The organism is Variovorax sp. GW458-11-26-14-LB1, assembly GCF_059423965.1.
In genome coordinates, this window is sequence record NZ_JBWKYW010000037.1 from 41,796 (window position 1) to 67,461 (window position 25,666).

At 66.3% G+C, this 25,666-nt stretch carries 26 protein-coding genes and 1 pseudogene; 11 read left to right on the forward strand and 16 right to left on the reverse strand.

Annotated elements, in window-relative coordinates:
- Positions 1 to 5 precede the first annotated feature (5 nt).
- The 7 genes from dnaB to ppsA form a co-directional block, all read right to left on the reverse strand.
- Entirely contained in the window at positions 6 to 1,412 is a 1,407-nt protein-coding gene (dnaB, locus tag AC07YS_RS22110; RefSeq protein WP_062473012.1) for a replicative DNA helicase, read from the reverse strand.
- Positions 1,413 to 1,584: 172 nt separating this feature from the next.
- The gene (gene rplI, locus AC07YS_RS22115; protein ID WP_056583114.1) at positions 1,585 to 2,037 is read right to left on the reverse strand and encodes a 50S ribosomal protein L9; all 453 of its coding nucleotides are present in this window, start codon (positions 2,035 to 2,037) and stop codon (positions 1,585 to 1,587) included.
- Positions 2,038 to 2,052: 15 nt separating this feature from the next.
- Entirely contained in the window at positions 2,053 to 2,334 is a 282-nt protein-coding gene (rpsR, locus tag AC07YS_RS22120; RefSeq protein WP_007830781.1) for a 30S ribosomal protein S18, read from the reverse strand.
- A 21-nt stretch (positions 2,335 to 2,355) separates the two neighbouring features.
- Positions 2,356 to 2,670 carry a primosomal replication protein N gene (gene priB / locus AC07YS_RS22125; RefSeq protein WP_062473014.1) on the reverse strand — a complete coding sequence of 105 codons (315 nt, stop codon included), beginning with the start codon at positions 2,668 to 2,670 and terminating at the stop codon, positions 2,356 to 2,358.
- Positions 2,671 to 2,674: 4 nt separating this feature from the next.
- The gene (gene rpsF, locus AC07YS_RS22130) at positions 2,675 to 3,049 is read right to left on the reverse strand and encodes a 30S ribosomal protein S6 (protein ID WP_062473016.1); all 375 of its coding nucleotides are present in this window, start codon (positions 3,047 to 3,049) and stop codon (positions 2,675 to 2,677) included.
- A 116-nt stretch (positions 3,050 to 3,165) separates the two neighbouring features.
- Positions 3,166 to 3,624 carry a hypothetical protein gene (locus tag AC07YS_RS22135; RefSeq protein ID WP_495268010.1) on the reverse strand — a complete coding sequence of 153 codons (459 nt, stop codon included), beginning with the start codon at positions 3,622 to 3,624 and terminating at the stop codon, positions 3,166 to 3,168.
- A 213-nt stretch (positions 3,625 to 3,837) separates the two neighbouring features.
- Positions 3,838 to 6,234, reverse strand: coding sequence for a phosphoenolpyruvate synthase (gene ppsA, locus AC07YS_RS22140; RefSeq protein ID WP_062473021.1), 2,397 nt, complete (start codon positions 6,232 to 6,234; stop codon positions 3,838 to 3,840).
- 193 nt (positions 6,235 to 6,427) lie between these two features.
- On the opposite strand from ppsA, the gene ppsR reads away from it, so the two are divergent.
- Complete coding sequence (ppsR, locus tag AC07YS_RS22145) at positions 6,428 to 7,249, forward strand: posphoenolpyruvate synthetase regulatory kinase/phosphorylase PpsR (protein WP_062473023.1); 822 nt, start codon at positions 6,428 to 6,430, stop codon at positions 7,247 to 7,249.
- Between the two features lie 41 nt (positions 7,250 to 7,290).
- Here ppsR and AC07YS_RS22150 read toward each other — a convergent pair whose 3' ends face one another.
- From AC07YS_RS22150 to ahpC, 8 genes are all read right to left on the reverse strand, one after another.
- Positions 7,291 to 8,091 carry a heme ABC transporter ATP-binding protein gene (locus tag AC07YS_RS22150; protein WP_495268009.1) on the reverse strand — a complete coding sequence of 267 codons (801 nt, stop codon included), beginning with the start codon at positions 8,089 to 8,091 and terminating at the stop codon, positions 7,291 to 7,293.
- Positions 8,088 to 9,125 carry a FecCD family ABC transporter permease gene (locus AC07YS_RS22155; protein ID WP_495268008.1) on the reverse strand — a complete coding sequence of 346 codons (1,038 nt, stop codon included), beginning with the start codon at positions 9,123 to 9,125 and terminating at the stop codon, positions 8,088 to 8,090. Before AC07YS_RS22155 ends, AC07YS_RS22150 begins: the two co-directional genes overlap by 4 nt.
- 55 nt (positions 9,126 to 9,180) lie before the next feature.
- Positions 9,181 to 10,092 (reverse strand): heme/hemin ABC transporter substrate-binding protein, encoded by a 912-nt coding sequence (locus tag AC07YS_RS22160; protein ID WP_495268007.1) that lies wholly within the window; start codon positions 10,090 to 10,092, stop codon positions 9,181 to 9,183.
- Between the two features lie 33 nt (positions 10,093 to 10,125).
- The gene (locus AC07YS_RS22165; RefSeq protein ID WP_495268006.1) at positions 10,126 to 10,512 is read right to left on the reverse strand and encodes a VOC family protein; all 387 of its coding nucleotides are present in this window, start codon (positions 10,510 to 10,512) and stop codon (positions 10,126 to 10,128) included.
- On the reverse strand, positions 10,509 to 11,594 hold the full coding sequence (locus tag AC07YS_RS22170; protein WP_495268005.1) for a hemin-degrading factor: 1,086 nt from the start codon (positions 11,592 to 11,594) through the stop codon (positions 10,509 to 10,511). Before AC07YS_RS22170 ends, AC07YS_RS22165 begins: the two co-directional genes overlap by 4 nt.
- A 38-nt stretch (positions 11,595 to 11,632) precedes the next feature.
- Positions 11,633 to 13,849, reverse strand: coding sequence for a TonB-dependent hemoglobin/transferrin/lactoferrin family receptor (locus tag AC07YS_RS22175; RefSeq protein ID WP_495268004.1), 2,217 nt, complete (start codon positions 13,847 to 13,849; stop codon positions 11,633 to 11,635).
- A 160-nt stretch (positions 13,850 to 14,009) separates the two neighbouring features.
- Positions 14,010 to 15,566 carry an alkyl hydroperoxide reductase subunit F gene (gene ahpF / locus AC07YS_RS22180; protein ID WP_495268003.1) on the reverse strand — a complete coding sequence of 519 codons (1,557 nt, stop codon included), beginning with the start codon at positions 15,564 to 15,566 and terminating at the stop codon, positions 14,010 to 14,012.
- Positions 15,567 to 15,654: 88 nt separating this feature from the next.
- Positions 15,655 to 16,218 (reverse strand): alkyl hydroperoxide reductase subunit C, encoded by a 564-nt coding sequence (gene ahpC, locus AC07YS_RS22185; RefSeq protein WP_062473036.1) that lies wholly within the window; start codon positions 16,216 to 16,218, stop codon positions 15,655 to 15,657.
- A 259-nt stretch (positions 16,219 to 16,477) separates the two neighbouring features.
- Here ahpC and bfr point away from each other — a divergent pair, with 259 nt between their 5' ends.
- The 6 genes from bfr (at position 16,478) to AC07YS_RS22215 (ending at position 21,575) form a co-directional block, all read left to right on the forward strand.
- Complete coding sequence (gene bfr, locus AC07YS_RS22190) at positions 16,478 to 16,954, forward strand: bacterioferritin (RefSeq protein ID WP_062473038.1); 477 nt, start codon at positions 16,478 to 16,480, stop codon at positions 16,952 to 16,954.
- 131 nt (positions 16,955 to 17,085) lie between these two features.
- Complete coding sequence (locus tag AC07YS_RS22195) at positions 17,086 to 17,733, forward strand: PepSY-associated TM helix domain-containing protein (protein ID WP_062473039.1); 648 nt, start codon at positions 17,086 to 17,088, stop codon at positions 17,731 to 17,733.
- 98 nt (positions 17,734 to 17,831) lie between these two features.
- A complete protein-coding gene (locus tag AC07YS_RS22200) occupies positions 17,832 to 18,332 on the forward strand; it encodes a DUF2271 domain-containing protein (protein WP_174543631.1) in 501 nt (166 codons plus the stop codon).
- 47 nt (positions 18,333 to 18,379) lie between these two features.
- Positions 18,380 to 19,189, forward strand: coding sequence for a DUF4198 domain-containing protein (locus AC07YS_RS22205; protein WP_492738164.1), 810 nt, complete (start codon positions 18,380 to 18,382; stop codon positions 19,187 to 19,189).
- A 14-nt stretch (positions 19,190 to 19,203) separates the two neighbouring features.
- Positions 19,204 to 20,214, forward strand: coding sequence for an FAD:protein FMN transferase (locus tag AC07YS_RS22210; RefSeq protein ID WP_495268002.1), 1,011 nt, complete (start codon positions 19,204 to 19,206; stop codon positions 20,212 to 20,214).
- A complete protein-coding gene (locus tag AC07YS_RS22215) occupies positions 20,211 to 21,575 on the forward strand; it encodes a sulfite reductase subunit alpha (protein ID WP_495268001.1) in 1,365 nt (454 codons plus the stop codon). Before AC07YS_RS22210 ends, AC07YS_RS22215 begins: the two co-directional genes overlap by 4 nt.
- Before the next feature lie 18 nt (positions 21,576 to 21,593).
- Here the strand turns inward: AC07YS_RS22215 and AC07YS_RS22220 are convergent, their stop codons facing one another.
- Positions 21,594 to 21,815, reverse strand: a complete 222-nt coding sequence (locus tag AC07YS_RS22220; RefSeq protein ID WP_495268000.1) for a hypothetical protein — start codon at positions 21,813 to 21,815, stop codon at positions 21,594 to 21,596.
- Here AC07YS_RS22220 and AC07YS_RS22225 point away from each other — a divergent pair.
- The 4 genes and pseudogenes from AC07YS_RS22225 to AC07YS_RS22240 all read left to right on the forward strand — a co-directional run.
- The gene (locus tag AC07YS_RS22225; RefSeq protein WP_495267999.1) at positions 21,814 to 24,195 is read left to right on the forward strand and encodes a catecholate siderophore receptor Fiu; all 2,382 of its coding nucleotides are present in this window, start codon (positions 21,814 to 21,816) and stop codon (positions 24,193 to 24,195) included. The genes AC07YS_RS22220 and AC07YS_RS22225 overlap by 2 nt on opposite strands.
- 103 nt (positions 24,196 to 24,298) lie before the next feature.
- Positions 24,299 to 24,979, forward strand: coding sequence for a Fe2+-dependent dioxygenase (locus AC07YS_RS22230; protein ID WP_070059743.1), 681 nt, complete (start codon positions 24,299 to 24,301; stop codon positions 24,977 to 24,979).
- A 111-nt stretch (positions 24,980 to 25,090) separates the two neighbouring features.
- The gene (locus tag AC07YS_RS22235; protein ID WP_062473051.1) at positions 25,091 to 25,363 is read left to right on the forward strand and encodes a (2Fe-2S)-binding protein; all 273 of its coding nucleotides are present in this window, start codon (positions 25,091 to 25,093) and stop codon (positions 25,361 to 25,363) included.
- 83 nt (positions 25,364 to 25,446) lie between these two features.
- A pseudogene (locus AC07YS_RS22240) lies at positions 25,447 to 25,666 on the forward strand (energy transducer TonB); the annotation flags it as partial.

Below are 25,666 nucleotides of genomic sequence, written 5' to 3' on the forward strand. Positions count from 1 at the left end.
TGCGGTCAGTACTCGTCGTTGTTGCTGTAGCCCACCAGGTTCTCGAACTTGGTGATCGGTTTCAGGAAGGCCAGCTTCACCGTGCCGGTCGGTCCGTTCCGGTGCTTGCTGATGATCACCTCGGCCACGCCCGGCTCCTTCGACTCCTTGTTGTAGTAGTCGTCGCGGTAGATGAACATGATGATGTCCGCGTCCTGCTCGATGGCGCCGGATTCGCGCAAGTCACTCATCATGGGGCGCTTGTCGGTACGCGCTTCCACGCCACGGCTGAGCTGCGACAGCGCGATCACCGGGCACTTCAGTTCCTTGGCCAGCATCTTCAGGCCGCGCGAGATTTCGCCCACGGCCGTGGCGCGGTTCTCGTCGCCCGAGCTGCTGGTCGACATGAGCTGCAGGTAGTCGACCACGATCAGGCCCAGGCGCCCGTACTGGCGCGCCAGCCGGCGCGCATTGGCGCGCAGTTCGCTGGACGAAAGGCCCGGCGTCTCGTCGATGTGCAGCGACACCGTGCGCAGCTTCTCGATGGCCTCGGTCAGGCGCGGCCACTCCTCGTCGCTGAGCTTGCCGGTGCGCAGGTGGCCCTGGTCGATGCGGCCGATGGAACCCACGATACGCACCGCCAGCTGGGCGGCGCCCATTTCCATCGAGAACACTGCCACCGGCAGCCCCTCTTCGAGCGCCACGTGCTCGGCGATGTTGATCGCCAGCGAGGTCTTGCCCATCGAGGGACGCGCGGCCAGCACGATCATGTCGCCCGGCTGCAGGCCCGAGGTCATTTTGTCGAAGTCGTTGAAGCCCGTGCGCACGCCCGTGATGTCGTTCGGGTTCTCGGCCATCTCGGTCACGCGGTCGAGCAGCTCGACCACCAGGGAATCCATGCTCTGGAAGCCCTGCTTCATCCGCGTGCCTTCTTCGCCGATGTTGAAGATCTTCTGCTCGGCTTCGTCCAGGATCTTGTCGACCGGCTTGCCCTGCGGATTGAAGGCGTTGGTGGCGATCTCGTCGGCGGCGGTCACGAGCTTGCGCAGGATGGAGCGCTCGCGCACGATCTCGGCGTAGCGCCGGATGTTGCTCGCGCTCGGCACGTACTGCGCGAGCGAGTTCAGGTAGACCAGCCCGCCGATGTCGTCGGCCTTGCCGAGGTTCTGCAGCTGCTCGAAGACCGTGATCACGTCGGCCGGCTTGCTGGCATTGATCAGCCCGCCGATGGCCGCGTAGATCAGCTTGTGCTCATGGCGGTAGAAGTCGCCGTCGACCAGCAGGTCGCCCATGCGGTCCCAGGCACCGTTGTCCAGCAGCAAGCCCCCCAGCACGCTGGATTCGGCCTCGATGGAATGAGGCGGAATGCGCAATTGCGCGATCTGGCGGTCGGCCGACGAATCATTGTCGGCATAGGAGAAAACGGCGGACATGGACTTCCCTTGCAACCCTGCATGCTAAGCCGCGCAGGGCGCGGCGTGTGTGGACAAGGTTGTTAATAAACAGTGAACTTCCGGTGCGGCGAGGTGGACAACTCGCGCGCAGAAAAGAAAAAGCCGCCCGAAGGCGGCTTTCTTGCGTCAGCGCACCGGGCGCTGCGAACGATCAGGCGGTTTCGCCGTAGACCGTGACGGTGATCTCGACGACCACGTCGGTGTGCAGCGAGACGCTCACGGTGTTGTCGCCGACGACCTTGATCGGGCCGTTGGGCAGACGCACTTGCGACTTGGCAACCTTGTAGCCTTGCTTGTTCAGCTCTTCGGCGATGTCGCCGTTGGTAACCGAACCGAACAGACGGCCGTCCACGCCAGCCTTTTGGGTCAGCTTGACGGTCGAGCCGGCGAGCTTCTCGCCCTGGGCTTGCGATTCGGCCAGCTTGGCGGCGGCAGCCTTTTCGAGTTCGACGCGCTTGGCTTCGAATTCGGCCTTGTTGGCAGCGGTGGCGCGACGGGCGCGGCCCGAGGGGATCAGGAAGTTGCGTGCGTAGCCGTCCTTGACCTTGACGATGTCGCCCAGGCCGCCGACGTTCAGAACCTTGTCCAGAAGAATGATTTGCATGGTGTGTGCTCCTTCTTAGACGCGGTGCTGGTCGCTGTACGGCACCATGGCCAGGAAGCGCGCGCGCTTGATGGCGGTGTTCAGCTGACGCTGGTAGATCGCGCGCGTGCCGGTCAGGCGTGCGGGGATGATCTTGCCGTTTTCGCTGATGAAGTCACGCAGCGTGTCGATGTCCTTGTAGTCGATTTCTTCGACGCCAGCGACGGTGAAACGGCAGAAGCGCTTGCGCTTGAACAGCAGCGACTGGGTGTTGCGCTTCGGGCGCTTGTCTTTGTTGAATTTCTTGAACGTGGCCATTGGGGGACCTCTTGTCGAAAATTAATCTTGCTGAAAATCCTGGATGTGCAGGACCGGATGCTTGCCGTTGCCCGGTGTCGCGAGAAACCCCTGGAATCGCCAGAGACTTCCCATCGACTGCGCTGCGAGCCGCTCGGCGATGGCGCCGAACGCAACGGCCTTGAGGGCCGTCTTCACCTGCCGGGGCTTTCCCGCCTCCTGGAGCGTCGACTCATGGTCGAGCTTCAGATCGAGGGCGGGCAGGCCGGCTGGCGTGTATCGCAGGGTTCCGAGTTCGGCGACAGAGGCGGTCAGCAGAAGCTGGTTGACCCCGGTCGCCGCAGCGGCAGCCGTCACGCCATCAGTTGTTGTTGGCGGCGTATTCGGCCTGCTGGGCCTTGCGGGCCTCTTCGCGCTCGACCGTCTTCATCATCGACGAAGGACCGGTGTCGGCCTTCTTCTTCTGAACGGTCAGGTGACGCAGCACGGCATCGTTGAACTTGAACGCGTGTTCCAGTTCACCCATCACGGCTTGTTCAGCTTCGATGTTGACGCACAGGTAGTGGGCCTTGTTGAGCTTGTTGATCTGGTAGGCCAGCTGACGGCGGCCCCAGTCTTCAACGCGGTGGACCTTGCCGCCGCCGGCCGTGATCAGGCCCTTGTAACGCTCCAGCATGGCCGGAACTTGTTCGCTCTGATCCGGGTGGATGAGCAAGATGATTTCGTAGTGACGCATGGCACTCCTTGTGGATTCTTCCGTGGAAGAGGAAAAGCCACCCGCAGCGTCGGGCGCGGTATGGCAAGGCAAAGCCGGCGATTATAGCCCTGTGTTGCGCAATCCGGCAAGGCACCTCAGTCGTTGAGGGCCTTGTCGAGGGCGGCGGCCTTTTCCGGGCCCACGGCGGCGCGGATCTTGGGGGCCAGTGCCAGGAGGTCTTCGTAGCTGGTCGTGCCTTCGACCTGGAGATTGAGCCGGAAGCCCATCAGGCCCAAGCTGCCGGTCAGCTGGGTGGCGATCGGGTACGCGTCCTTGTAGCGCTGCTGCCGGCTGCGGCCGGAAGATGCAGCCGGCGCCGGGGCCGCCGAAACTGCGGGCGCCGCGGCTGGCGGCTGGCCGTCCAGAGGCGCCAGCAGGCCCAGCGCGACCATCTGATCGACCTCCTCGCGCCCGATGCCCAGGCCTGAGCCCAGCACGTCGTCGATCGAGCGCTTGCCGTCGAACTGGATGAAGGCCGAGCGCTGGCGCGGCGTCAACGGCACCGAGCGGTCCTTGAGGACCTGCTGTCCGGCTTCCGTCTTGACAAGAATCATGGGGGTCTCCGGCGAAGTGCTGACACGGGCCCTGACGGGCCCGCATCACCTCAGGCAGGCAGCCGGATTGCGCCGCCTGCGAATGTCACGAGTCTGACACCGGAAACGCACTTTGTTTCATTTGCACAGGCGGGCACGGGGGAATCCCCCATGGGGATTTCCGCCATTCGCCGCGTTGCACCACGCGGCGGGGCCTGCCCGCCGCGCGCTGGCTCAGCCTCGTTGGGCCAGTTGCTGCCAGGTGTCGATCACGCTGTCCGGGTTCAGCGAGATCGATTCGATGCCCTGCTCCGCCAGCCACAACGCGAAGTCCGGGTGGTCGCTAGGGCCCTGGCCGCAGATGCCGACGTACTTGCCTTCGGCCTTGCAGGCCTTGATGACACGGCTCAGCAGTGCCTTGATGGCCGGGTCGCGCTCGTCGAAGTCGGCCGCCAGCAGCTCGAGGCCGGAGTCGCGGTCCAGGCCCAGCGTGAGCTGGGTCAGGTCGTTCGAACCGATCGAGAAGCCGTCGAAGAACTTCAGGAACTCTTCCGGCAGCACGGCATTGCTCGGCACCTCGCACATCATGATCAGCTTGAGCGCGTTTTCACCGCGCTTGAGGCCATGCTCGCCCAGCAGCGTGGTCACGCGCTCGGCCTGGCCCAGCGTGCGCACGAAGGGCACCATGATCTGCACGTTGGTCAGGCCCATGTCGTTGCGCACGCGCTTGAGCGCCTCGCACTCCATGGCAAAGGCCTCGCCGAAGTCGGCGCTCAGGTAGCGCGCCGCGCCGCGGAAACCCAGCATCGGGTTTTCTTCTTCCGGCTCGTAGCGGCTGCCGCCGATCAGCTTGCGGTACTCGTTCGACTTGAAGTCCGAGAGGCGCACGATGACGGGCTTAGGCCAGAACGCGGCGGCGATGGTCGCGACGCCTTCGGTGACCTTGTCAACGTAGAACGCACGCGGCGAGGCGTGGCCGCGGGCCACCGATTCGACGGCCTTCTTCAGGTCGTTGTCGACGTTCGGGTAGTCGAGGATCGCCTTCGGATGCACGCCGATGTTGTTGTTGATGATGAACTCCAGGCGGGCCAGGCCCACGCCGTGGTTCGGCAGCTGCGCGAAATCGAAGGCAAGCTGGGGGTTGCCCACGTTCATCATGATCTTCAGGTCGATCTCGGGCATCACGCCGCGCTGCACCTCGGTCACTTCGGTCTCGAGCAGGCCGTCGTAGATGAAGCCGGTGTCGCCCTCGGCGCAGCTCACGGTGACGAGCGTGCCGTCCTTCAGCAGGTCGGTGGCGTCGCCGCAGCCGACCACGGCCGGAATGCCGAGTTCGCGCGCGATGATGGCCGCGTGGCAGGTGCGACCGCCGCGGTTGGTGACGATGGCGGCGGCGCGCTTCATCACCGGTTCCCAGTTGGGGTCGGTCATGTCGGTGACGAGCACGTCGCCGGCCTGCACCTGGTCCATCTCGCTGATGTTGTGCACGATGCGCACGGCACCGGTGCCGATCTTCTGGCCGATGGCACGGCCTTCGGCCAGCACGGCGCCCTTGCCCAGCAGCTTGTAGCGCTGCTCGGCCTTGCCCTGCTGCTGGCTCTTCACCGTTTCGGGACGCGCCTGCAGGATGTAGAGGTGGCCGTCGGTGCCGTCCTTGCCCCATTCGATGTCCATCGGTCGGCCGTAGTGCTCTTCGATCACCAGCGCGTAGCGCGCCAGCTGCTCGACGTCGGCGTCGCTCAGCGAGTAGCGGTTGCGCTGCTCGGCCTTGACGTCGGTGGTCTTCACCAGCTTGCCGCTCGCCTTCTTCTCTTCGGGCGTGGCGAACTCCATCTGGATCAGCTTGGAGCCGAGGTTGCGGCGGATGACGGCCTTCTTGCCGGCCTTGAGGGTCGGCTTGTGGACGTAGAACTCGTCGGGATTCACCGAGCCCTGCACCACCGTCTCGCCCAGGCCGTAGCTGGAGGTGATGAACACGACCTGGTCGAAGCCCGACTCGGTGTCGATGGTGAACATCACGCCGGCGGCGCCGAGGTCGGAGCGCACCATGCGCTGCACGCCAGCCGAGAGCGCGACCACGTCGTGCTCGAAGCCCTTGTGCACGCGGTAGCTGATGGCGCGGTCGTTGTACAGGGAGGCGAACACCTCCTTCATCTTGTGCAGCACGTCGTCGATGCCGACCACGTTCAGGAAGGTTTCCTGCTGACCGGCGAACGAGGCGTCGGGCAGGTCTTCGGCGGTGGCCGAGGAACGCACGGCGAACGAGGCGGCGGGGTTGCCGGCGCTCAGCGTGGCAAAGGCCTCGCCGATGGCTTTTTGCAGGTCGGCCGGGAACGGCTGGGCCTCGACCATGGCACGGATTTCGGCGCCGGCCGCGGCCAGGGCGCGCACGTCTTCGGTGTCCAGCGCGGCAAGGCGCTTGCTGATCTTGTCGGCCAGGCCGTCGTGCGCCAGGAACTGGCGGAACGCGTGGGCCGTGGTCGCAAAACCGGTCGGCACGCGCACGCCCTGCGGCAGCTGCGAGATCATTTCGCCGAGGCTGGCGTTCTTGCCGCCAACCGACTCGACGTCGGTCATCCTCAGGTTTTCAAATGGCACGACCAGTGCGGTCGCCTCGAAAAGTGCAGACATGGGGAAGCTCCAGAAGTTGAAACCGGCGCTGCATGCAGACGGCGCAGCACGATCGTTGTCGTTGCTTTGGGTGCGGTCGCGGTGTGCATGGAAAGAATTCGAGGGGGTTGGGAAAGCGGATTCCCGATAATGGCCCGGATTGTAGGCGTGGCAGGTCGCGCGCGCCGCAGGACTCCGCCGCAAAAGCAACACCATGCATACACGCACCGTTTTCTTCGTCTCCGACGGCACCGGCATCACCGCCGAAACCTTCGGCAACGCCGTTCTGGCCCAGTTCGAGATGAAGCCGCGCCACGTGCGGCTGCCGTTCACCGACACGGTCGACAAGGCGCACCAGGCGGTGCGGCAGATCAACCACACGGCTGAAGTCGAGGGCGTTCGGCCCATCGTCTTCACCACGCTGGCCAACATGGACGTGCTGGGCGTGATCGAAACCGGCTGCAAGGGCATGCTGCTGGACATGTTCGGCACCTTCGTGCGGCCGCTCGAAATCGAGCTGGCCATGAAGTCGAACCACCGCATCGGCCGCTTCAGCGACGTCAGCAAGAGCAAGGCCTACAACGACCGCATCGCGGCCATCGACTTCAGCCTGCAGCACGACGACGGCCAGAGCCACCGTGACCTGGAAGGCGCCGACGTGATCCTGGTCGGCGTGAGCCGCAGCGGCAAGACGCCCACTTCGCTCTACCTGGCGATGCAGCACGGCCTGAAGGCGGCCAATTACCCGCTGATTCCCGAAGATTTCGACCGCCGCCAGCTCCCGCCGGCGCTGAGCCCGCACCGCAAGAAGATCTTCGGCCTGACGATCCAGCCCGAGCGGCTGAGCGAGATCCGCAACGAACGCCGGCCCAACTCGCGCTACGCCAGCCTCGAGAACTGCCGCCACGAAATCAGCGAGGCCGAGGCCATGATGCGGCGCGCCGGCATCCGCTGGCTCTCGACGACCACCAAGTCGATCGAGGAAATCGCGACGACGATCCTGCAGGAGCTGCGGCCGGAGCGGTTGGTCTACTGATTTGCTATCTTTTCAATAGCAAACACCATCCACCCGACGGGCTATCCGAACAGATACTGCGTGACGCCGTCCGCGCCGGTTACCGGCTGGCAGGGCATGCGCCACACGGCCTCGATCAGCGCGGGCTGCAGCACGTCGGCAGTCGCCCCCTGGCGCAGGCCGCCGGGCGCCCCCAGCACCACGACCTCATCGGCATAGCGCCGCGCCAGGTTCAGGTCGTGCAGCACGGCCACCACACCCACGCCCCGCGCCGCCCAGGCGCGCAGCAGACGCATCGCCGAATGCTGGTGCGCAAGGTCGAGCGCGGCGGTGGGCTCGTCGAGCAGCAGCCAGCGGCTCGCGCCGTCGGGGCGCGGATGCCAGAGCTGGGCCAGCGCCCGCGCCAGATGGACCCGCGCCTTCTCGCCGCCCGACAGCGTGTTGAGGATGCGCGGCGCCAGCGCCGTGACGTCGGTCAGGGCCATCGCCTCGGCCATGATCGCGTCCTCGTCGCGGGTCGGCGCGCGGCGGTGCGGGTAGCGGCCGAGCGCGACGATGTCCTGCGCCGTGAAGTCGAAGGCGACCGCGCTTTCCTGCGGCATCAGGGCCCGGCGCAATGCCAGCGTGGGCATGCCGTGGTCTGACAGAGGCCGGCCGTCGAGCATCGCCTTGCCCTGCGTCGGCTCGCGCTGGCCGGCCAGCACCGACAGCAGCGTCGACTTGCCCGCGCCGTTCGGGCCGAGGATCGCGGTCACGCGGCCCGGCGCCAGTTCGACCGATGCATTCGCCAGCAACGTCTTCGCGCCGATGCGCACCTCGACGCCGGCGCACGCCAGCGCCCCGTGTCCCGTCGCCGTCGTCATATGCGCCCCCTGAAATGCCGCAGCATCAACAGGAACATCGGCACGCCGATGAAAGCCGTGAGCACGCCCAGCGGCAGTTCGGCCGGCGCCATCACCGTGCGCGCCACCGTGTCGGCCGCGAGCACCAGCGCCGCGCCCAGCAGCGCCGAGGCCGGCAGCACGATGCGGTGGTCGGGCCCGGCCACCATGCGCACCCAGTGCGGCGCGATCAGGCCGATGAAACCGATGATCCCGGTCGTGGCCGTCACCGCGCCCACCGCCACCGCGGTGATGACGACGGCGCGCCGCTTGGTGCGCTCGACGTCCACACCCAGCAGCGCCGCCTGCGCCTCGCCGAGCGCGATGGCGTTCAAGGGCGAAGCGAGCGATGCCGCGGCCCAGCATGAAAGAAGCACCGCCGCCCCCACCAGCAGGACCGCGCTCCAGCGCGCGCCGCCCAGGCTGCCCAACAACCAGAACTGCAGGCTGCGCAGCTGCTCGTCGGTCGCCATCACGCTCAGCAGGCCGAGGCCGGCGCCGGCCAGCGCGTTGATCGCGATGCCCGCCAGCAGCATCAGCGCCATGCGCGTGCCGCCTTCGCTGCGCGACAGGCCGTAGATCAGCAAGGTCACGACGAAGCCGCCGCCGAAGGCCATGAGCACCAGCGTCCAGCTGCCGAGCGTGCGCGGCAGCATCGGCCAGAACGAAGCGCCCAGCACGATGGTGACGCCGGCCGCCAGCGCTGCGCCGCTGCTGATGCCGATCAGCCCCGGGTCGGCCAGCGGGTTGCGGAACAGCCCCTGCATCAGCGTGCCCGCCATGCCGAGCCCCGCGCCCGCCGCCACGCCGAGAACGAGGCGCGGCAAACGGATGTTGAGGAACACGAGGTGCTCGGGCGACTGGCCGCTTGCACCCTGCCCCAGCGAGGTCAGCACGTTCCACAGTTGCGAAAGACTGATGGCGTAGGCACCCGACACGGCGCCCACCGCGAAGGCCGCGACGAGCAGCACCGCGCTGCCGCAAAGCACGGCACGCGCCCCGAAGCGCTGACTCATTGAGTAGCCTTCGCGCTTCGCGCTGCGGTATTCGCCTTGGGAGCGGCCCGGCGGCTCATGCCAGCGCGGCCCGGAATTTGTCGTGCAGCTCGCCGATGGCGGCCGGCAGGCGCGGGCCGAAGCCCAGCAGCAGCAAGGCGTCCTGCGTGATCAGCGCGCGCTTCTTGTAAGCCGGCGTCAGCGCCAGTTCGGGCCGCTCCCAGAACTTGTCGACGCCGCCGTGCGCCTCGATGCTCTGCGTGCTCGTGAGGATGATGTCGGGCGCCGCGCTGGCCATGGCCTCGGCCGTCATCGGCCGGTAGCCGTGGAAGCCGCCCAGCGCATTCACGCCACCCGCAAAGCCGATCACCGCATGCGCCGCGGTCTTCTCGCCGGACACCTGCGGACTCGCACTGTGTGATAGCACGAACAGCACCTTCGGCTTGCGCCCCTTCGCGCCGCCGATGCGCTGCAGCACCTGTGCCCATTCGGCATCGAGCCGAGCCTGCAGTTCGCGCGCCTGCACCTCCTTGGCAGCGGCGCGGCCCACGGCCTGCACCTTGCGCTGCACCTCGCCCCAGCTGTGGTCGGCTTCGATGATCTCGACCTTCACGCCGGCCGTGCGAATCTGGTCGAGCACGACGGTCGGACCCGACTCGTTGGTCGCGATGATCGCGTCGGGCTTCAGCGAGAGCAGCCCTTCGGCCGACAGCTGACGCATGTAGCCCACCTTGGGCGTGGCACGCGCCGCAGCGGGAAACAGGCTGGTCGTGTCGGTGCCGACCAGCTGGCCTTCGGCGCCGAGCGCATAGACCACCTCGGTGATCGCGCCACTGACCGTGACCAGCCGCGGCAGGCGCTTGCTGTCCTGCGCGAACGCGGGCCACGCGCCCGCGCCGAGCGCTGCAGCAGACAGCAGGCGCAGCGCATCACGACGACGCGGCACGGAAGAAGAAGAAAGAAAAGAGAGATCTCGTTGTTCAGTCATGGGATCACGGACAGCGAAAGGGAAAAACGCGCGTCAGCCGCGCCGGGGAATGTTGTGTGCGATGCGCCAGAGCACGCCGCTCGGGTCGGTCAGCGTGAAATCGACCATGCCCCACGGGCGCTCGGCGGGCGGCGTGGCCTGCACGGCGTAGCGTTCGGTCAGCCGCTGCGCCTGCACGCGGTCCCACCAGGCCAGCGCGTCATCGACGAGCAGATGCATCATGAAATTCTCTGCATGGGTCTGGACGTAGAAGTCCTGCAGCAGGAAGCTGCTCTCGCCACAGAAGAAGTAAGCAATGCCGCCCTCGTTCGAGGCCAGCGTGAAGCCCAGGTCCTGGTAGAAGGCAATGGAGAGCGCGAAGTCCTTCGCCGGCACGAAGGCCTTGATCTCGACCACGCCCGGAAAGGTGCCAGCACTCATCGCGCTGGCGCTTCCGAGGTGGCCAGGCGCGAGAGCTTGGCCACGATCTCGCGCCACTCCGCGCGCTCTGGCACGCCCGGCTTGCGCGCACCGAAGAACATCGCCATCAGTTCGCCCTCGCCATCGAAAGCCTCCACCGAGGTCACGATGCCGTCGCTGGTCGGCTTCTGGACGATCCACACGCTCGCGATGCGGTCTTCGCGCAGGTGCAGGTTGAAGCCGGGGTCGAGCACGTTGAGCCACTGCATGCCGTGCATCTCCATCGGCTCGATGCGCACGACCGGGCCGGAGTGGATCTGGATGCAGCCGGGGCTGCCGACGAACACCATGATCGGCGTGCCGTCGAACGCGGCCTCGAGCAGCAGCTCGCGCACCGCGCCGGTCTCGGCCCGCTGCGTGAACTCGCCTTCGGTGAGGCGAAAGCTCTGCTGGCGCTCCACGTCGAACTTGTTGAGCAGGCCGAAGAATTCGTGCGTGTCCTGCATGCCGCGCCAGGCGTCGGCCAGTGCGACCGCATCGATGGCGCCGTCGTCGCGTGGCGCCGCCTTCTTCTCGGCGGGCACGAACTGCACCGGTGCGTCGGGTGCGGCGGTGTAGGTGTCGATGACCGACTGGAACGCATCGCGGTCGGTCGCATCGCGCACGAAGATCTTGTGCACTGCCACGCCCTGCGGGCTGAAGAACTGCAGGCTCAGCGACGGCGGCACGCCGGCATTGGCCGCCGCCTCGCTGACCGCGAACCCTGCATGCCAGCGGCTGAAGAACAGGCGCAGGTCGATGACCTCGCCCAGCGCGAGCCCCATCGCGTCGCTGCCGGACACTTTCTCGTAGACGCCGGTCTTCTCGTGCACCGTGGTCTCGTTGCGCGTGAGCGCCAGCACGGGGCCACACAGCTCCAATGCCTGCAGCAGCTCGACCCACGGGCCCTTCAGCCGCGTCGCGCGCAGCGCCTTGTCGTGTGCGCCCGTGTGCGCCGCGATGGCGGCGCCTTCGCTCAGGCCCATGGCCGCGGCCGCGTCCTTGTGGCGCATGCCCTTGGCGCGCAGTTCGGCGAAACGGGTGCGGATGTCTTCGGCATTCATCGGGTGTCCTTTTGTTTGGAGAGAAGTGGCGGTGCGGCTCAGAAGTCCGCCACAAGCGAGACGTTGAAGCTGCGGCCCGGCTGGGTGTAGGCGTCGCGGATGGCCGAGGTGGTCGTTACGCCGCGCACATCGCTCCACATCCAGTAGCGCTTGTTGGTGAGGTTGGTCACCGACGCGTTCAGGCGCAGGTCCTTGCGGATGCGCCACTGCGCGCTGATGTCCAGCGTGGTGGCCGCCGGCGTGCGGAACTGCAGGCCCGTGGTCACTTCGCTGCGATCGACGTCTTCCCACTCTTTGGCGCCATGATGAACCGCATCGAGGCGCACGCTCCAGGCCGGTGCCTGGTACTTGAGTCCGGCGCTGAACTTCTGCGGATCAATCGAATTAAGCGGCCGGTTGTTGGTGCGGTCGCGGCCTTGCGTGCGGCCGTAGGCGAAGGGCACGGAGAAGCCGTTGCCGTTCTCGGTGAAATCGAGCTCGCCCTTGATCTCGAAGCCGCTGATGCGCGCGCGCCCGACGTTGACGGTCTGGTAGATCAGCGGGTCGATGCGCGGAATGCCGCGCCCGCCCACGAGCTTGTCGTTCTCGATGAGGTCCTTGTAGTCGCCGGTGAAGGCGGCCACGTCGAAGCTCAGGAGGCCGGTGCGACCGCGCACGCCCAGCTCGATGTTCTGGCTCTTCTCGGGCTTGAGGTTCGGGTTCGGGATCGTCTTGTAGCCCGAAATCACGTTCTCGAAGAAGTTGTTCACCTGGAATGCGTTGGGCGCCTTGAAACCCGAGGCGTAGTTGCCATACACGCTGAACTGCGGCGTGGCGCGGAACAGCACGCCCAGCTTGGGCGACACGGCCGAGCCCGACAGCGACACGGCCTGCGCGTTGAAGCCCGCCTGCTTCGCATCGAGCGAGAAGCGGTCGAAGCGGATGCCGGGCGTGATGCTCCAGCGGTCGTGGATGAACTCGTCCTGCACGTAGAAGGCGCTCGAGGTTTCTCGCGTGTCGGGAAAGCGCTTGAGCGGGTAGCTCTCGCCGGCCGGCGGCACGAGGCCGGTCTGCAGGTTCTCGACGTTGGTGCGCGTGTAGTCCAGGCCGTAGGTGATCTTCTGGGCCCAGCTGCCCATGCGGATCGTCTTGTCGGCCTGCAGGCCGAACTGCCAGGTGTTCTCGTCGTAGGTGACGTCGCGCGTGCGGTCGGCCGCGGTGAAGCGGTCTTCGTAGATGTACTCGCGCGAGCCGGCCTTCTGGTAGCTCACGACAGCGAGCAGGTTGTCGGCCATCACACTGTTCAGGCGCAACCGGCCTTCGTAGGTCAGGCGATCGCGGTCGAGGTCGGTCTTGGCATTGAGGCCGATCACCGAGGTGGACGCATACGGCGGCTTGGCCACGCCCGACAGCAGGTTGTAGCGGCTGCTCTTCTCGACGTGTTCGAAGGTGAAGGCGTGGCGCTGGTCGGCGTTGGGCGTGAGGATGGCCTTGGCCAGCAGCGAACGGGTCTGGTCGCGCTGCGGATTGGGCGTGGTGCGGTCGAGGTTGGGCACGTTGAGCGAGCCCCGGTTCTCGAGTTCGCTGGCGCGCCCGAGGTTGGCGGACACGAGCCATTCGAGCACGTCGTTCGCCTTGCCCGCCAGCGTGACGCCGCCGCGCACGCCGTTGTCTTCGCCGCTGTAGCCGATGTTCGCACTGCCGCCGAAGGTCTTGCCCTCGCGCAGGAAGGACGAGGGCTCGCGGGTGATGAAGTTGACCAGCCCGGCCAGGCCGTCCGAGCCGTAGAGCGCCGAGGCCGGGCCCTTGATGATCTCGATGCGCTCGACGAGGCTGATGTCGAAGTAGTCGCGCCCGAACGCATTGGCGCTGAACACGTAGCTGCGCGGCGTGCGGATGCCGTCGGTCAGCAGCAGCACGCGGTTGCCGTCGAGGCCACGGATGTTGAAGCCCGCGTTGCTGTCGCGGCCGGTATTGCCCTGCGCCAACCCGAAGCGCGCAGGCGAACGCTTGACCGACACGTTGGGCAGGTCGCGCACGGCATCGCGGATGTCGTGGATCTGCTTGCTCTCGATGTCCTGGCGGTTGATGACCTCGATGCTCAGCGGCAGGTCGTCCCTGGCCTGCTCCGAGCGCGATCCGCTCACCACCACTTCGCCGAGCGCCGCGAGTTGCTGGGACCACGCGGGCGCGGCGGCCATGCCGAAGGCCGAGGCGATCAGCCAGGGCAGCAGCGCGGGTCGATGGGAAGACGGTCGAGGGAAATGAGCGGCCACGAAAAAGGTCCAGAAAACAGTTGAAGAACTGCTTGCTGGACCTTGAGGCGCAAAGGCTTGCGCGAGTGACCTGGCTGGCAATGAGGGGCAGCGGTGTGCCCGTGTTTTTATTGTATGAGAATAATTCTCATCTTCACAACTTCAGGCACTTAAGACTTACTCACGCAGGGGCCGTCGTGCGGATCAGGTGGTCGAACGCACCGAGCGCCGCCTTCGCGCCGTCACCGGCCGCGATGATGATCTGCTTGAACGGCACCGTGGTGACGTCACCCGCCGCGAACACGCCGGGCACCGAGGTCTGGCCGCGCGCGTCGACAACAATCTCGCCGTGCTTCGTCAGCTCGACCGTGCCCTTGAGCCAGTCGGTGTTGGGCACCAGGCCGATCTGGATGAACACGCCTTCGAGCTCGACCTTCTTCAGCTCGCCCGATGCGCGATCCTTGTAGACCAGCCCGTTGACCTTCTGGTCGCCGGTGATCTCGGTGGTCTGCGCGTTGGTGAAGATGTCGACGTTCTTCAGGCTCTTGAGCTTGCGCTGCAGCACGGCGTCGGCGCGCAGTTGCGTGTCGAACTCGATCAGCGTCACATGGCCGACGATACCGGCCAGGTCGATCGCCGCCTCGACGCCCGAGTTGCCGCCGCCGATCACCGCCACGCGCTTGCCCTTGAACAGCGGACCGTCGCAGTGCGGGCAGTAGGCCACGCCCTTGCTCTTGAACTCGTGCTCGCCGGGCACGTTGATGTTGCGCCAGCGGGCACCGGTCGAGATGATGACGGTCTTGCTCTTGAGCGAGGCGCCGCTTTCGAGCTGCACCTCGATGAGGTCCTTGCCGGGCACCAGCGCCTTGGCGCGCTGCAGGTTCATGATGTCGACGTCGTAGTCGCGCACATGCTCTTCGAGGGCGTGGGCGAACTTCGGTCCTTCGGTTTCCTTGATCGAGATGAAGTTCTCGATGCCCAGCGTGTCGAGCACCTGGCCGCCGAAGCGCTCCGAGGCGACGCCCGTGCGGATGCCCTTGCGTGCGGCGTACACCGCGGCAGCGGCACCGGCGGGGCCACCGCCGACGATCAGCACGTCGAAGGCGTCCTTGGCGGCGATCTTCGCGGCTTCGCGCTCGACGCCGCTGGTGTCGATCTTGGCGAGGATTTCTTCCAGGCTCATGCGGCCCTGGCCGAACTCGGTGCCGTTCAGGAACACGGTCGGCACGGCCATGATCTGGCGTTCCTTCACTTCGTCCTGGAAGGTGCCGCCCTCGATCATCGTGGTGCGGATGCGCGGGTTCTGGATGGCCATCAGGTTCAGCGCCTGGACCACGTCGGGGCAGTTGTGGCAGGTGAGCGAGACGTAGATCTCGAACTCGAAATCACCGTCGAGCGCCTTGATCTGGTCGAGCACGGCCTGCTCGACCTTCGGGGGGTAGCCGCCGATCTGCAGCAGCGCAAGGATCAGCGACGTGAATTCATGGCCCATCGGCAGGCCGGCAAAGCGCGGCCCGTGGTTTTCGCTCGGGCGGTTGACCGAGAACGAGGGCTTGCGGTGGCTGTCGTCGCGGCTTTCGGTCAGCGTGACCAGCGGCGAGACTTCGGCAACGTCCTTCAGCAGCGACAGCATTTCGCCCGAAGCCTTGCTGTCGTCGAGCGAGGCAACGATCTCGATCGGCTGCGTGGCGCGTTCGAGGTAACTCTTCAATTGGGCTTTGGTGCTGGCGTCAAGCATGGCGGACTCTCTTTCGATAACTGGAAACTATCAACTGGGGACAAAAAAGCCCGGGGCCTCGTGAGCGCCCGGGCTTTGCGCGGGGCGCTTAGATCTTGCCGACGAGGTCGAACGACGGAGCGATGGTCTTGTCGCCGTCATTCCACTTGGCCGGGCAGACTTCGTTCGGGTGCTCGGCGGTGTAGACCGCTGCCTTCAGCTTGCGCAGGGTTTCCTTCACGTCGCGGGCGATTTCGTTGGAGTGCACTTCGGCGGTCTTGATGATGCCGTCGGGGTTGATCACGAAGGTGCCGCGCAGTGCCAGGCCTTCTTCGGGGATGTGCACGCCGAACGCGTTGGTCAGCGTGTGGGTCGGGTCGCCCACCAGGGGGAACTTGGCCTTGCCGACGGCCGGCGACGTGTCGTGCCAGACCTTGTGCGAGAAGTGCGTGTCGGTGGTCACGATGTAGACCTCGGCACCCAGCTTCTGGAACTCGGGATAGTGGTCGGCCGCGTCTTCGACTTCGGTCGGGCAGTTGAAGGTGAAGGCCGCCGGCATGAAGATCAGCACAGACCACTTGCCCTTGAGCGTCTCGTCGGACACATCGATGAACTTGCCATTGAGGTAAGCCTGGGTCTTGAAAGGTTGGACTGCGGTGTTGATCAGGGACATGTGATTCCTTGGATGCTGCGGTTGGAAAAATAAGCGTGAGCCATGAGTATAACTACCAATATATCGTTTTTGATAGATATCAACTATTGAAAGTATTGGAACCCGCTATGTTTGCCATCGCCTCGCGCATCGCCTTGCGTCAGGTCAATACGAACGTGTATCACCATCACACGCATGCAGACCGGCGCAGCATGGGTTTGCTTGCAAGTGCGTGTTCGCCCCTCCGACAATCACCGCTTTCAGAACAAGGAAAATAATCATGAAGGGCGACCCCAAAGTCATCGAACACCTGCAGGCGCAGCTCAAGAACGAGCTGACCGCGATCAACCAGTACTTCCTCCACTACCGCATGCTCAAGCACTGGGGCCTGGACAAGCTGGCAAAGAAGGAATACGAGGAATCCATCGGCGAGATGAAGCACGCCGACAAGCTCATGGACCGCATCTTCATGCTCGACGGCCTGCCCAACCTGCAGGACCTGGGCAAGCTGAACATCGGCGAAGACGTGCCCGAACTGCTGCGCTGCGACCTCGGCGCCGAAACCGGCGCGCAAGCGACCATCAAGGACGGCATCGCGCATTGCGAATCGGTGCGCGACTATGTCTCGCGCGACCTGCTGCAAGAGATCCTGGACGACACCGAGGAGCACATCGACTTCCTCGAGACGCAGATCGACCTGATTGACCGCGTCGGCCTGCAGAACTACCTGCAGTTGCAAGTGGGCGAGCTCGAGTAAGCACAACGCAACGCTGCCACGGCATTGCAAACAAACGGGGCTTCGGCCCCGTTTTTTATTGCTCTTTACTTAACTTCATAGCCACTGAATAGCAGTCATTCTCATTCGCGCGACTACAATTCGCGCTTTCGATGACTGCCCCCGCCCGTTCCGACAACCGCCGCCGCGCCTATTGGCTCAAGACCCTCCACGAGTGGCATTGGGTCAGTTCCGCCATCTGTCTCGTCGGGATGATTCTGTTCAGCGTCACGGGCTTCACACTCAACCACGCGGGCCAGATCGAGGCCAAGCCGGTCGTCACCACGCACAACGGCACGGTCGACGACGCCTTGCGCGCCCGCCTCGAACAGCAGCTGCCGGCCGCCAAGGCTCAGCAAGGGAAGGCCCCGCTGCCCGCCGAACTGCAGGCCTGGCTGCGCAAGCAATGGGACATCGACACCGCCGGCCGCGAAGCCGAGTGGTCCGACGACGAAATCTATCTCTCGCTCCCCCGCCCCGGCGGCGACGCCTGGCTGCGCCTGAGCCTGCCCGAGGGCGAGGTCGAATACGAGCGCACCGACCGCGGCTGGCTCTCCTACTTCAACGACCTGCACAAGGGCCGCAACACCGGCACGGCCTGGAGCTGGTTCATCGACATCTTCGCAGCCGCCACGCTGGTCTTCTCGGTCACCGGGCTGTTCATTCTCAAGATGCACGCAGGCAACCGCCCCTTCACCTGGCCCATGGTGGGCATGGGGCTGGTGGTGCCGGTGCTGCTCGCGTTGCTGTTCATTCACTGACCGATCCGATCGACGGATCGGCCCGTGCGTTGTCTTTGCTGATTCAGGAAGAAAGAGGTTTTCCCGTGCACCTTCGCTACTCGCTCGCACCGATCGCCATGTCGGCGCTGTTCGCGGCCCCGGCCATTGCCGCCGGCCTGTCGGTCAACATCGAGATTCCCCGGCTCAACGTGTCGGAGTACCACCGCCCCTACGTGGCGACCTGGATCGAACGCGCCGACAGCACGATGGCCGGCACGCTGGCGGTCTGGTACGACGTGCGCACCAAGACCAACAACCCCGAGGGCGAAGGCACCAAGTGGCTCAAGGACATGCGCCAGTGGTGGCGCCGCGGCGGCCGCGAACTGGCGGTGCCGGTCGATGGCGTGACCGGCGCCTCCAAGCCCGCCGGCAAGCACCAGCTGAGCTTCACCGAAGGCTCGGGCGCGATGCCCAAGCTCGCTCCCGGCGCCTACAAGCTGGTGGTGGAAGCCGCCCGTGAAGTCGGCGGCCGCGAGGTCGTGACCATCCCGTTCCAGTGGCCGCCCACCGCCGCCGCGCAGCCGGTCGCGGCAGGCAAGGAAGAGCTCGGCGAGATCAAGCTCGAACTCAAGCCCTGAACGCCGCCGCCACCCACTCCGCCCGCCCACTCATTCCAAGGACCACCATGACCCGCTTCACCCTGCGCGCCGCCGGCCTCGCCCTCGCCCTGTCGGCCGTTGCTTCCGTGACCCAGGCGCACAACGCCTGGCTGCTGCCCTCGACCACCGTGCTGTCCAAGGCCGACACCGTGAGCGTCGACGCCGCCGTGTCGAACGACCTGTTCGTTGCCAACCATGCGCCGCTGCGCCTGGACGGCCTGCAGATCACCGCCCCCGACGGCAGCACGGTCAAGCCGGAATCCGAGGCCAAGCTCAAGCTGCGCAACGTGTTCGACGTGAACGTCGCGCAGCCAGGCACCTACCGCATCGCGGTGGTCAACAACGGCGCGTTCGCCGCGTGGAAGGACAAGGCCACGGGCCAGAACAAGCGCGCCCGCGGCACGGCCGAAACCATCGCCAAGGAAATCCCGGCTGATGCGCAGGAAGTGACCATCACCCAATCGGCCGGCCGCATCGAGACCTTCGTGACCGTCGGCAAGCCCTCGGCGCTCAAGCCCATCGGCCAGGGCCTGGAACTGATTGCCGCCGGCAGCCCGACCGACCTGGCCAAGGGCGAGAAGGCCACCTTCACGCTGCACCTGGACGGCAAGCCCGCCAAGGACCTCGAAGTGACCGTGACCGCCGGCAACACCCAGTACCGCGACAAGCTCGACGAGCTCAAGCTCAAGACCGACGACAAGGGCCAGTTCAGCGTGACCTGGCCGGCCGCCGGGATGTACTGGCTCGACGCCAGCACCAAGGACAGCAAGACCACCGTGCCGCAAGCCAAGGAACGCCGCCTGAGCTACGCGGCCACCCTGGAAGTGATGCCCTGACCCTGCGTTTTTCCTTGGGCCTTTCCTTCAGCACCTGGCTAGCGGGCGGCTACGCCAACGCGGCCGTTCCCCGCCCCGCCGATCCAGCCAGCCTCCAGCAGCTCGGCGGGCAGACGATGGGCACGACCTGGTCACTGCGCTTCGACAACCCGCGGATGCTGCCGCTCGCACAGGTGCGCGAGGCGGTCGAGGCCGCGCTCGCGCGCGTGATCGCGCAGATGAGCCATTGGGAGCCAAGCTCCCTCATCAGCCGCTTCAACGCCGCGCCCGCGGGCTCGCGCCATGCGCTGCCTGCCGAATTCGCACAGGTGATGCAGTGCGCTCTCGCGTGGGCGCAGGCCAGCGGCGGCGCGATCGACCCGACGGTCGGTGCGCTGGTGGCGCGCTGGGGCTTCGGCCCCGCAGCGTCACAGGACAACGCCCTGCCCTCACCCGACGCGCTGGCCGCGATCCACTCGAACGTCGGCTGGCAACGGCTGACCTTCGATGAGGCCAACCACACGCTGCTGCAACCCGGCGGCGTGCAGCTCGACCTGTCCGGCATCGCCAAGGGCTTCGCAGTCGACCATGGCGTCGACGCGTTGCGCGCGCTCGGCCTCACCGACCTGCTGTTCGAAATCGGCGGCGAGCTGCGCGGCATCGGCCGGCGACCCGGCGGCGCGCCGTGGCGGGTGCAGGTCGATACCGAGATGCCGCCCCCGCAACGCATCGCCCTGGCCGACATGGCCGTGGCCACCTCGGGCGACCGCTGGCACCGGCGCGCCATCGAAGGCCGCAGCTGGTCGCACACGATCGATCCGCGCGACGGCGAGCCCGTGGCGCATGCGCTGGCCAGCGTCACCGTGCTGCACCCGCAGTGCATGCAGGCGGATGCACTCGCCACCGTGCTGACCGTGCTCGGCCCCGACGAGGGCCTGGCCTTCGCGCAGCAGCGCGACATCGCGGCCCTGTTCATCTCCCGCGCCGACGACGGGTCGCTCTCCGAGCAGGCCACGCGCGCGTGGCAGGCGCAGGCAAGCGCATGACCGAGACCCTGTGGCGAGCGCTGGGGGCCAGCGCGACGGTCACGGCCTATGCCGCGCTGTGCCTGGGCATCTACGCACGCCAGCGACGGCTGCAGGCCACGGCCGCACGCGAAGCCGCGGCCCTGTCGGCCGGTGACGGCGCGCAGGCGTCGCCCACCCTCGTGCTGTTCGCCAGCCAGACCGGCCAGGCGGAAACCATCGCGTGGCAGACCGCGCGGCGGCTGCGCGCGGCGGGCACGGCCGTGCGCGTGATGGCCCTCAACGCCCTCGACAGCGCCACGCTGGCTTCGGCCCGCCGCGCCCTCTTCGTGGCCAGCACCTACGGTGAAGGCGATGCGCCCGACGGCGCCAGCGTGTTCGCCGAACGCGTGATGGGCGCGCCGCTGGCGCTGCCATCGCTGCGCTACGCCGTGCTGGCGCTGGGAGACCGCCAGTACACCCACTTCTGCGGCTTCGGCCGCGCGCTCGACGCGTGGCTTCACACGGCCGGCGCCGTGCGCGACTTCGAACCCATCGAGGTCGACAACAGCGACCCCGCCGCGCTCGCCGATTGGCACGCCCGCTGGGGCGATGCGCCGGAGGGCGGCGACGACGCCCCGGCAAGCTTCGCGCCCTGGCGGCTCACGCGGCGCGAACTGCTCAACGCCGGCAGCACGGGCAGCCCGGTCTTCCATCTCGGCCTCACGCCGCAAGCCGGCGCACTGCCACACTGGGCTTCGGGCGACCTGGTGCAGGTCGCAATCGCAAGCGATCCGGCGCGGCCACGCGACTACTCGATCGCCTCCCTGCCCGCCGACGGCGAACTGCAACTGCTCGTGCGGCAAGAACAGCATCCCGACGGCTCGATGGGCGCCGCGTCGGGCCTGCTCACCTCGACACTTTCGGTCGGCGACTCCGTGGCGCTGCGCCTGCGGCCGCACCGCGGCTTCCGGCTGGAGGGCAACGAGAACCGCCCGCTGATCCTGATCGGCAACGGCACCGGCTTGGCCGGCCTGCGCGCCCACTTGCGCGTGCGCGCCGCGGCCGGCCGCAAGGACAACTGGCTGGTGTTCGGCGAGCGCCAGTCCGCCCACGACTTCCTCTGCCGCCAGGAAATCGAAGCCTGGCAGGCCGACGGCACGCTCGCGCGGCTCGACATGGTGTTCTCGCGCGACCAGGCCGAGCGCTTCTACGTGCAGCACCGCCTGCTGCAGGTGGCCGACACGCTGCAAGCCTGGCTGCGCGATGGCGCCGCCGTCTATGTCTGCGGCAGCCTGCAGGGCATGGCATCGGGCGTCGACGCAGCGCTGCGGCAGATCGCCGGCGACGACCTCTGGGCCGAGCTGTCGGCCAGCGGACGCTACCGCCGCGACGTCTATTGAACGGCCCGCGCGGCCTCGTCAGTTGCGCGCCGGCAACGGAGCGAGCGAAACTTTCTGGTTAAAAGCGGCCAGTTGAGCACCTTGGTATTGAGAAGCAATATCATTTGCATCGATTTGCAAAAACCCTTCGCAGATCAGCTCACCCAGCCAGTCTTGCCGCCCTTTTTCTCCCCGAGAGTGCGTCGCCCGGACCCAGCCAGTCGAGCTCTGCCCGCCCGCCCTTTCTGGAGAAAACAACATGGCCTATATCAAGAGCCGCAAACACGCCGTCGCACGCGCCGTTCCTCACCTTTCGGGTGCCGCCGCAGCCACGCTGCTGGCCATCGCAGCCCCTGCCGCCTTTGCCCAGACCGGGCGGGCCCTGCCTGAAGTCCGCGTGCAGGATTCGAGCGCCGCCGACTACAAGACCGACACCTCGGCCAACCCGAAGTTCACGGCCCCGCTGGTGAACACGCCGCAGACCATCCAGGTGATCAAGGAACAGATCATTCGCGAACAGGGCGCGACCACGCTCACCGAAGCGCTGCGCAACACCGCCGGCGTCGGCACGTTCTTCCTGGGCGAGAACGGCAACACGAACACCGGCGACGCCGTGTTCATGCGCGGCTTCGACAGCTCCAGCAGCATCTTCGTGGACGGCATCCGCGACCTGGGCTCGGTCTCGCGCGACATGTTCAACATCGAGCAGGTCGAAGTCGTGAAGGGCCCGTCGGGCACCGACGTGGGCCGCACCTCGCCCACCGGCTACATCAACCTCGTCACCAAGAAGCCGAAGCTCGAAGACAGCTTCCTGGGCTCGCTCGGTTTCGGCAGCGCCGACTACAAGCGCGGCAGCATCGACTGGAACAAGCCGCTCAGCAGCGCCAATGGCATCGGCGCCGCCTTCCGCCTGAATGCGGCGATGGAAGACTCGGGCGTGCCCGGTCGCGACTTCGTCAAGAACAAGCGCACGGCCATTGCACCCTCGATCGCACTCGGCCTGAATTCGCCCACGCGCTTTTACTTCGACTACCTGCACGTCGACCAGGACAACGTGCCCGACGGCGGCGTGCCGACCATCGGCCTGCCCAGCTATTCGAACCCCGACCCGGTCGCTCTCGGCGCACGTCGCCGCAGCTTCCTGAACTACGCGGCGCCGGTCGATCCGAAGAACTTCTACGGCACCGTCTACGACTTCAACAAGGTGACGGCCGACATGTTCACGGCGCGCGTGGAGCACGACTTCACGCCCGACATCACGCTGCGCAACACGACCCGCTACGGCAAGACCAAGCAGGACTACATGCTGACGGCGTTCATGCTCGGCGGCCTGGGCACCAACGGCAACCCGCCGCCCTCGGGCAACACCGCGTTCCTCAGCACGCCGATCCCGGGCCTGCCGTCGACCTGGACGACCACGCGCAACCTGCCGACCAACAAGAACCAGGAAAACACGATCTTCGTCAACCAGACGAACGTGACCGCCAAGTTCAACACCGGCAGCCTGAGCCACTCGCTCAGCGCGGGCGTCGAGTTGATCCGTGAAGAGCAGTCGAGCCTGGGCTACTTCAGCCCCGGCGCCACGTTCAACGGCAAGGTCGTGCAGAACGGCGCATGGCCCGTGGCCAACCTGTACGCGCCGAACCCGTACGTGAACGGCTACAACCGCATGCTCAGCGGCGCCGACAGCAAGGGCGTGACCAACACGGTCGGCCTGTACGCTTTCGACACCATCAAGCTCAACGAGCAATGGCAGATCACCGGCGGCCTGCGCTTCGATCACTACAGCACCTCGTTCCAGAGCGCGACGCTGTCGACCGCAACGACCAACCCCGGCCTGCCGGTCGGCACGCTGGTGCCCTCGTCGCTCAAGCTCTCCGACAACCTGTTCACCGGCAAGATCGGCGTGGTCTACAAGCCCGCGAAGAACGGCAGCATCTATGCGGCCTACGGCACCTCGGCCCAGCCCCCGGGCGGCGCGAACTTCTCGCTGTCGGCCGCCGGCACGGGCAACAGCGCGGCGCGCACCGACTTCCTGCCGCAGAAGGCCAAGACCTTCGAAGTCGGCACGAAGTGGGACGTGCTGGACGACAAGCTGTCGCTGACCGGCGCGGTCTATCGCACCGACGTGAGCAACGAAGTCGTGCAGGACCCGACCAACACCGCGCTGTACTACCAGAGCGGCAAGAAGCGCGTGCAGGGCATCGAACTGGGCGTGGCGGGCACCATCACCGAACGCTGGGGCATGAGCGCCGGCTTCACCACGATGGACACCAAGGTGCAAAGCGGCCCCAACGTCACCGCCGACGGCACCAACGTGCTGACCTACACGCCGAAGAACTCCTTCACGGCCTGGACCACCTACCAGTTCCCGTTCGGCCTGACGGTCGGCGGCGGCGCGCGCTACAACGGCAAGCTGCACCGCGGCACCGACGGCGCCGTGGGCACGCCGGCCTACATCGACTCCTACTGGGTGTTCGATGCCATGGCGTCGTACCGCATCAACAAGAACGTCGACATCCAGCTGAACATCGCCAATGTGTTCGACAAGCAGTACGCGGCTGCCATCAACAAGAGCGGCTACCGCTACACGCCGGGCATCCCGCGCTCGGCCAAGATCACCGCGAACTTCGCGTTCTGATCCCGACGACCGCGTCGCCTCCGTGCCGGCCCTTGCGGCAGGCGCGGTGCGACACTCGAGCCCCGGCCTGCGCCGGGGCTTTTTTCTTGTGGAGTTCACCGAAATGATGCTGCATGTGCCCGACGTGCTGAGCCCTGACCAGGTGCGCGAGATGCGCGCCGCGCTCGATGCCACCCACTGGGTCGACGGCCGCGAAACCGTGGGAGACCAAGGCGCGCAGGTGAAGCGCAACCGCCAGTTGCCGGAGTCTTCGCCCGTCTCGCGCGAACTCGGCGCGACCATCCTGGCGGCGCTGTCGCGCCACGCGCTGTTCTTCTCAGCGGCGCTGCCCGCGCGTTTCGTGCCGCCGCTGTTCAACCGCTACGAGGGCGGCGAGCATTACGGCGTGCATGTCGACGGCTCGGTGCGCGCGGTGCCGGGCAGCAGCCAGCAGCTGCGCACCGACCTGTCGTGCACCCTCTTCCTGAGCGATCCGGAGGATTACGACGGCGGCGAGCTGGAAGTGATCGACACCTACGGCTCGCACGAGGTCAAGCTGCCGGCCGGCGACCTGATCCTTTACCCGGCGAGCAGCCTGCACCGCGTGCACCCGGTCACGCGCGGGGCGCGGGTGTGCTCGTTCTTCTGGCTGCAGAGCATGGTGCGCAGCGACGCCCAGCGCGGCATGCTGTTCGAACTCGACCAGACCATCCAGAAACTGCGCGCCCGCCTGGGCGAATGCGAGGAAACCGTGGCGCTCACCGGCCACTATCACAACCTCTTGCGGCTCTGGGCCGAGGTGTAACACCGGCTTGCAAAGTCCGGTGGCATGTCAGTCATAGTGATTGCAAATGCGATGGATTCTTATTTATAATGAGTCACATCCAACAGCCAGCCAACTGCCGCTTTCACCGCCATGATCGTTTGCGTCTGCCGCCGAGTCTCTGACCGTGAAATCGCACGTCACGTGCGCGCGGGCATGACTTTCGACGAAGTCCAGTTCGAACTCGGCGTGGCCACCCAGTGTGGCCAGTGTGAAGGTTGTGCCCGCGACATCGTGGCGCAGTGCAGTGTCTCTCACCCGGTCGCCGCCCTGAACTGCGAATCGGCGCCGAGAGCGATCCAGCTTGCCAACTCCATCAAGGAAAGCAAAGCATGGAACTCGTCTCGGCTCTCGGCGGCAGCCTGATCCTCGTCGCCGGCTCTGTCTGGTGGATTTTTCGCAAGTAGCGTCTCTGTAGCGGTTTTGCTGCAATCGGGGCACGATTTGTAGTGCCCGCATTCGAATGGTTGATCGTGTCTGACCGCTTTGCCCCCCCTCCCTCCTTTCTTGGCCTGTCGCGCACTGTCGTCATTGCCGGCGGCGTGATCCTGTTTCACGGCGCCGCGTTGTGGGCGCTGCAAAGCGGCCTGCTGCGCCGGGCCGCCGAAGTGGTGATTCCCGTCGAGATCCTGAGCCAGTTCGTCGAACCGCCGAAACCCAAGGCCGACC

What these genes read in the sequence shown, in the direction of transcription:
- dnaB (WP_062473012.1), bottom strand. Translation starts at nt 1,412, where the DNA reads ATGTCCGCCGTTTTCTCCTATGCCGACAATGATTCGTCGGCCGACCGC.
- rplI (WP_056583114.1), bottom strand. Translation starts at nt 2,037, where the DNA reads ATGCAAATCATTCTTCTGGACAAGGTTCTGAACGTCGGCGGCCTGGGC.
- rpsR (WP_007830781.1), bottom strand. Translation starts at nt 2,334, where the DNA reads ATGGCCACGTTCAAGAAATTCAACAAAGACAAGCGCCCGAAGCGCAAC.
- rpsF (WP_062473016.1), bottom strand. Translation starts at nt 3,049, where the DNA reads ATGCGTCACTACGAAATCATCTTGCTCATCCACCCGGATCAGAGCGAA.
- AC07YS_RS22135 (WP_495268010.1), bottom strand. Translation starts at nt 3,624, where the DNA reads ATGATTCTTGTCAAGACGGAAGCCGGACAGCAGGTCCTCAAGGACCGC.
- ppsA (WP_062473021.1), bottom strand. Translation starts at nt 6,234, where the DNA reads ATGTCTGCACTTTTCGAGGCGACCGCACTGGTCGTGCCATTTGAAAAC.
- ppsR (WP_062473023.1), top strand. Translation starts at nt 6,428, where the DNA reads ATGCATACACGCACCGTTTTCTTCGTCTCCGACGGCACCGGCATCACC.
- AC07YS_RS22150 (WP_495268009.1), bottom strand. Translation starts at nt 8,091, where the DNA reads ATGACGACGGCGACGGGACACGGGGCGCTGGCGTGCGCCGGCGTCGAG.
- AC07YS_RS22155 (WP_495268008.1), bottom strand. Translation starts at nt 9,125, where the DNA reads ATGAGTCAGCGCTTCGGGGCGCGTGCCGTGCTTTGCGGCAGCGCGGTG.
- AC07YS_RS22160 (WP_495268007.1), bottom strand. Translation starts at nt 10,092, where the DNA reads ATGACTGAACAACGAGATCTCTCTTTTCTTTCTTCTTCTTCCGTGCCG.
- AC07YS_RS22165 (WP_495268006.1), bottom strand. Translation starts at nt 10,512, where the DNA reads ATGAGTGCTGGCACCTTTCCGGGCGTGGTCGAGATCAAGGCCTTCGTG.
- AC07YS_RS22170 (WP_495268005.1), bottom strand. Translation starts at nt 11,594, where the DNA reads ATGAATGCCGAAGACATCCGCACCCGTTTCGCCGAACTGCGCGCCAAG.
- ahpF (WP_495268003.1), bottom strand. Translation starts at nt 15,566, where the DNA reads ATGCTTGACGCCAGCACCAAAGCCCAATTGAAGAGTTACCTCGAACGC.
- ahpC (WP_062473036.1), bottom strand. Translation starts at nt 16,218, where the DNA reads ATGTCCCTGATCAACACCGCAGTCCAACCTTTCAAGACCCAGGCTTAC.
- bfr (WP_062473038.1), top strand. Translation starts at nt 16,478, where the DNA reads ATGAAGGGCGACCCCAAAGTCATCGAACACCTGCAGGCGCAGCTCAAG.
- AC07YS_RS22195 (WP_062473039.1), top strand. Translation starts at nt 17,086, where the DNA reads ATGACTGCCCCCGCCCGTTCCGACAACCGCCGCCGCGCCTATTGGCTC.
- AC07YS_RS22200 (WP_174543631.1), top strand. Translation starts at nt 17,832, where the DNA reads ATGTCGGCGCTGTTCGCGGCCCCGGCCATTGCCGCCGGCCTGTCGGTC.
- AC07YS_RS22205 (WP_492738164.1), top strand. Translation starts at nt 18,380, where the DNA reads ATGACCCGCTTCACCCTGCGCGCCGCCGGCCTCGCCCTCGCCCTGTCG.
- AC07YS_RS22215 (WP_495268001.1), top strand. Translation starts at nt 20,211, where the DNA reads ATGACCGAGACCCTGTGGCGAGCGCTGGGGGCCAGCGCGACGGTCACG.
- AC07YS_RS22225 (WP_495267999.1), top strand. Translation starts at nt 21,814, where the DNA reads ATGGCCTATATCAAGAGCCGCAAACACGCCGTCGCACGCGCCGTTCCT.
- AC07YS_RS22220 (WP_495268000.1), bottom strand. Translation starts at nt 21,815, where the DNA reads ATGTTGTTTTCTCCAGAAAGGGCGGGCGGGCAGAGCTCGACTGGCTGG.
- AC07YS_RS22230 (WP_070059743.1), top strand. Translation starts at nt 24,299, where the DNA reads ATGATGCTGCATGTGCCCGACGTGCTGAGCCCTGACCAGGTGCGCGAG.
- AC07YS_RS22235 (WP_062473051.1), top strand. Translation starts at nt 25,091, where the DNA reads ATGATCGTTTGCGTCTGCCGCCGAGTCTCTGACCGTGAAATCGCACGT.